The 1,685-nt window shown below is 76.6% G+C and carries 2 protein-coding genes and 1 pseudogene; all 3 read left to right on the top strand.

What is annotated here, in order from left to right:
• A pseudogene (locus ACYVE9_RS25760) lies at window positions 1-234 on the top strand (hypothetical protein); the annotation flags it as partial.
• 176 nt (window positions 235-410) lie between these two features.
• Window positions 411-845, top strand: a complete 435-nt coding sequence (locus tag ACYVE9_RS25755) for a PPOX class F420-dependent oxidoreductase (protein WP_461030299.1) — start codon at window positions 411-413, stop codon at window positions 843-845.
• On the top strand, window positions 842-1,685 hold an 844-nt coding region (locus tag ACYVE9_RS25750), incomplete at its 3' end, for a hypothetical protein (RefSeq protein WP_461030298.1). The genes ACYVE9_RS25755 and ACYVE9_RS25750, both read left to right, overlap by 4 nt.

Below are 1,685 nucleotides of genomic sequence, written 5' to 3'. Positions count from 1 at the left end.
CCGCCTCTGCCGCACCACATGCCGCCGTCCGGCCACCACCTGCCTCCCGGCGGCCCGGCCCAGTCCTACGGCCACCCCGCCCCGCCTCCTTTCCCGCCTGCCGGCACCCCCGGACACGGCAGCGGCAGCGGTCACCGACCGGATGACGACCATCTCGGCGGCAACGACGGCAACAGCGACGGCGGACCGGGCCAGGACCGGGCTCGACCGGGGCCCGAGCGGGCCGGCGACTAGCCGACGGGGTCCGCGGGAAGCACCATGGAGTCCTGTGGCACCGCACGCACGCGGTGGCGGGAGCCCGCCGGGTCCGCACCCGGCCCCGCCCACCGGACGGGGCCGCGGTCGCGGGCAAGCAGCCGCTCTCCCCGTCCGCGCGGCGGAGCGGCCACCGCCGAACCGAAGGAGCACCCATGTCCGACGCCGCGTCCGACGCCCTGTGGGAGCTGCTCACCACGCGCGAGCTGGGGGTACTGGCGACGCTGAAGCGGGACGGGCGGCCGCAGCTGTCGAACGTCAACCACAGCTGCGATCCGGTGAGCCGGACGATCCGCGTCTCGGTGACCGACAGCCGGGCGAAGGTCCGGAACCTGGCGCGCGATCCGCGGGCGAGTTTCCACGTCACCTCGTCCGACGGGTGGGCCTGGACGGTGGCCGAGTGTGTGGCAGAGCTGTCGCCGGTCGCGGCGGACCCGCAGGACGCGACCGTGGACGAGCTGGTGGAGCTCTATCGGGCGATCCGCGGTGAGCACCCGGACTGGGACGAGTACCGGGCGACGATGGTGGCGGACCGGCGGCTGGTGCTGCGGTTGGCGGTGGAACGCGTGTACGGGCAGCCCCGCCGGTGAACTCGGTCCCGGCCGGCGACGGCCCGGCGGCGTTCCCGGGCGGCAGCCCGGCCCCGCCTCCCGAGACGCCGGTGCCGGGCGTCGGCCCGGACGCGGCCGGCAGGGACGGGGGGACGCTGCCGTTGGACGGCACGCTGGCCGCCCTGGGCTTCGCCGGGGCGCCGCTGCTCGAACCGTTGCGGTACCCGGGGCGCCTGGCGGAGGCACCGCTGCTGCTGAGCGGCGGGCGGCTGCGGGCACTGCGGGGGTTCCCGGTGGCGGACCGGGTGCCCGTACTGGCGGTGGGCTCCAACGGTTCACCGGCACAGGTGCACCACAAGCTGACCCGGGCGGGGGTCTCCGACACCGTTCCCATGGCCCCGGTCCGGGTGCGCGACCTGGAGGTGGGGCTCTCCGGGCACGTCAGTCGGCCGGGATACGTGGCGGCCTCGCCCCGCTGGGCGCCGGGCCGGACGGCGTCGGTGGTCCTGACCTGGCTGACGCCCGGGCAACTGGCCGTGGTCGACGCCGGTGAGAGCCTCAACTACCGCCGCGTGGTGCTGTCCTCGGCGGACTTCCCGGTGCTGCTGCCGGACGGCACGGCTGCCGTGACCGGCGCGGTCCATCTGTACGTCGGCATGCGCGGGGTGCTCACCGACCCTGCCGGACACCCGCGGCCCGGCGGCTCGCAGGCCGCGGTGCTGTCCGCGCTGCTCGCCGACTCAGCCCGGCTGCGGGCGCTGTTCGGCCCGAGTCCGGAGGCGTGGGTCACGGCGGTCCGGGCCGATCCGTCGCTGCCGGCGCGGGGCACGGCGACGTTCCGGGCCGAGGGCTGGGTGGCGGATCACGCCGAGTTGCCCG

This window comes from Streptomyces sparsus (assembly GCF_054776295.1).
The sequence above is the reverse complement of the archived record's forward strand: the minus strand, read 5'-3'. Positions and strand labels throughout refer to the sequence as shown.